The following is a 3,416-nucleotide window of genomic DNA, read 5'->3' on the forward strand; positions in this document are numbered from 1 at the left end:
TCACCAGCACTGTGACTCCCGACTCGGCGAGGCCGTTGATGCGGCGCCAGAAGCCGGCCCCGGTGCAGCAGCAGAACCTCGGCGCAGCGCTCGGCCTCGTCCAGGTAGGCGGTGGAAAGCACCACCGTCATGCCGTCGGCCACTAGGCGGTAGAGAATGGCCCATAGATCGCTCCGGGAGACGGGGTCCACGCCTGCCGTAGGCTCGTCCAGCAGCAGCAGTTCGGGGGGATGGACCAGGGTGCAGGCCAGTCCCAGCTTCTGTTTCATGCCGCCGGACAGGCGGTCGGCCCGGCGGTCCGCAAAAGGGCCCAGCCCGGCGAAGGCCATGAGCTCGTCGAAGCGCTCTTGCCGGCCCCTGCCCGCGAGCCCCTGTAGGTCCGCGTGCAGGCGCAGGTTTTCGTGAACGCTGAGCTCAGCGTAGAGCCCGAAGCTCTGAGGCATGTAGCCCACCCGCCCGCGTACCGCATCGCCGCCGGGGGCATGGCCTAGGGTGTGTGCCTCGCCTTGGCTGGGGGCCAGCAGGCCGGCCAGGATCCGCAGCAGAGTGGTCTTGCCGGCAGCGTCGGCGCCCATGATGCCGTTCACCTGGCCGCCGGCAACCGACGCGGAAACGGTGTCCAGGGCGGTTACCGGGCCGGCTCTCCCGGCAAAGCGCTTGGTCACCCCTTCCAGCTTGACCGCCGGGGTGGCCGGACCAGACTCAGGGACAGGCTGCATCGGCCAAATCGTTGGGCTGGATCTTGACGGTTACCGGCATGCCCAGGCGTAGCGCGTCGAAGGGCTCGCAGGCGTTGATGCGCACTCGGGAGACCAGGTCCGGCCGGACCTCGGTGGTCTGGACCGTCTTGGGGGTAAACTCGGCGGTGGGGCTGATGTGGCCGACGCGGGCCGGGAAAGAGCGGTCGGGAAAGGTGTCGGTGCGGATCACCGCCGCCCTGCCCGGGGCTACCCGGCCCAGCCGTGGCTCGGGCAGGAAGGCCCGGACCCAGACCCGGTCCCGCAGCGCCAGGGTCAGTGCCGGGACCTGCGGGGAGGCCATCTCGCCCGGTTCCATCAGGCGGTTGCGCACGATTCCCGGGGCGGGGGCGTGGAGCTCGGTATCGGCGAGGTCCTCGCGGTGGTTGGCCAGGGCTGCTTCTTGCGCCTCCAGCTTGGCTTTGGCGGTCGCGATGCGGTCCTCGCGAGGGCCCTTCTCGGCCAGCTCGAGGCTTTCCCGTGCCTTTCGGACCCGCGCCCGGGCCGACTCCAGGGCAGTCTCCGCATCGTCGATCCGCTGTCGGGAGACTTGCTGGTTTTCGGCCAGACCGCGCAGCCGCTTCAGGTCGCTGCGGGCGTTGTCGTGCTCGGCGCGGGCGGCCTCCAGCTCGGCCCGGGCCCGGCGGATCTCCTGGGGGCGGGAGCCGCGCTCGAGCTCCTGGACCCGCTGGCGCTGGGCGGCTATGCGGGCCCCCGCCTCCGCTACGGCCAGGCCAAGGCGGCGATCATCGATCTCGGCCAACAGCTCGCCCTGAGCCACCCGATCGCCCTCGGCGACCCGGATGGTGGCCAGGCGGCCGCTGACCTCGAAGGCCAGCTCGGCCTCCCGGATCTCGACGTTGCCGTAGAGCGTAACCGGGCGGTCCCCGCCGTCCGTCCCTCGCCCCAGAAGGCGAAATAGCCGCCGGCAAGGATCGCGGCAATGACCAGTACCGGCAGCAGGATGCGCAAGCAGCGACTCATGACAGGGGGAGGATCCTCGGCGGGTGCCCATAGAGGTGGGGGTAGTGTAACCAGTCGGCGCGCCTCCCCGGAAGGCAGCCCGCGGGTCTTTTATCCCTTAGAAATAGCGCTCCAGACCAAACTGGTAGACAGTGGCAGTGTAATCGTAATTGTTGGGGTTCCCGGAATCGATGTTGGAATCGTTGACCGTGTGCTGGTACTCGGCAAAGGCCCGCAGATCCCAGGGAAGCTTCCGGGTTAGGCTGGCCTCCAGGCGGATGCGGTCGTCCTCGCGCACCCGGTCAAGGCCTGCGTCGTTGGCGTTGGCGTCGTGGTAGCGGCTCCGGCGGTACTCGGCCTTGGCTTGGGCCTCCCAGGCGCCGGCGGGGTAGGCAGCCTCGAGGAAAACCTCGTGACGAGTCGGCGAGACGCTGGTGAAAGTGGCGGCGGTAGATCGATCCTCGCGGTCGTTGTATTCCAGCTTGTAGCCCAGCCGGATGTCGACCCTGGCCCGGTACCGCCCTTCCACCGAGGTACGATGGCGGCTGCCGGTCAGGTAGTCATAGGGGGGATCGCCTTCGATGTGGCTGAAGCGATAGCGCAGCCGCAGGGTGGTGTTCGGGCCTAGCTCGCGCCGGCCCTCGGCCTCGCCGGTCAAGATGCTCTCGAAGAGGCTGCCGTCCAGGTAAATGAAATCGGTGTAAGCTGCCAGATCAGTGTCCCAGCGACCCAAGCGGCGGTCCCATTCAGGTCCGGCGCGCAGATAGGTCTGGTCGAAGCGATCCACGTCCGTGTAATCCAGGCCGAGGAGGCTCGCTTTTAGCTGCAGGCCATTGCTGGGGTTGCCAGTGGCCTGGAAAGTGCCGGCGGCCAGGTATTCCAGGAAGACGTCATCGGTGTCGGTGCTGGCGGCGGTATCGTCCGGTGACAAAGTGACGTTGTCGTTGTAGCCGAGACTGGCGGACAGCAGGGCATAAAACCGGCTGGGGCTCTGGTCGTCCCCGAGCTCGGCCAGTTGCTCGTCGGTCAATCGCCGGAGGCCGTCGTTGTGGGTGCTTTCTTTGGCCGTTTGGAACTGCCCGCGTGCCCGCTCCGGGTTGTCTCGAGCCAGTGCGATAAGCCCTAGGTTGTAATGGGCGATCCCCCGATTGGCGGGGTCCTTGGCCAGTTCACGGAAAGCCGCTTCGGCCTTGTCGTAGCGTCCCAGCCTGTAGTAGCTGGACCCCAGGTTGTGGAGTAGAGCCGGGGAAGAAAGACCGGCGGCGCGAGCGGCCTGGAAGTGCCCTACCGCCTGACCGTACTCCTCGGCTTTGTAGGCGGCCACACCCCGGTCGAACTCCGTCTTGGCATCCGTTTGAGCCACGGCCGGGGTGCTCACCAAGGCCGCCGCAACAGCGGCCGCCCGCCAGAGGTGGGGGACCATTCGGTGTCCTCCCTTTTCGGTGTCTGGTTAGGGCCCCATATTAACGTAAAAAGGCCCGCCGGAGGCGGGCCCGAGGGGCGGGGTGGCGGTAATTCCCGGCCCCTCCACGTTGGGGGACGGGTTCGAAGGGGGGGTCAGGGGTTGTTTCCTCGCCCTTGACGGCGGTTCTCTTCACCGAGCTCTTCCTGCTCTTGGTGGGCCTCGTCGGCCTCTTCCTCAATCTCGCCGCGCTCCTGCTCCGTCTCACGGGCGTGCTCGCGGGCCTCCTCGGCCAGCTCATGGGCTTCTTCGCG

At 67.8% G+C, this 3,416-nt stretch carries 3 protein-coding genes; all 3 read right to left on the bottom strand.

The window, feature by feature from the left end; all coding sequences use genetic code 11:
* On the bottom strand, positions 1-719 hold a 719-nt coding region (locus V5A19_RS14080), incomplete at its 3' end, for an ABC transporter ATP-binding protein (protein WP_332327974.1).
* The gene (locus V5A19_RS14085) at positions 703-1,752 is read right to left on the bottom strand and encodes an efflux RND transporter periplasmic adaptor subunit (RefSeq protein ID WP_332319918.1); all 1,050 of its coding nucleotides are present in this window, start codon (positions 1,750-1,752) and stop codon (positions 703-705) included. The genes V5A19_RS14080 and V5A19_RS14085, both read right to left, overlap by 17 nt.
* 66 nt (positions 1,753-1,818) lie before the next feature.
* Positions 1,819-3,123 (bottom strand): tetratricopeptide repeat protein, encoded by a 1,305-nt coding sequence (locus V5A19_RS14090; RefSeq protein WP_332319919.1) that lies wholly within the window; start codon positions 3,121-3,123, stop codon positions 1,819-1,821.
* Positions 3,124-3,416 lie beyond the last annotated feature (293 nt).

The organism is Thiohalorhabdus sp., from assembly GCF_036628635.1.
Lineage (GTDB): Bacteria > Pseudomonadota > Gammaproteobacteria > Thiohalorhabdales > Thiohalorhabdaceae > Thiohalorhabdus.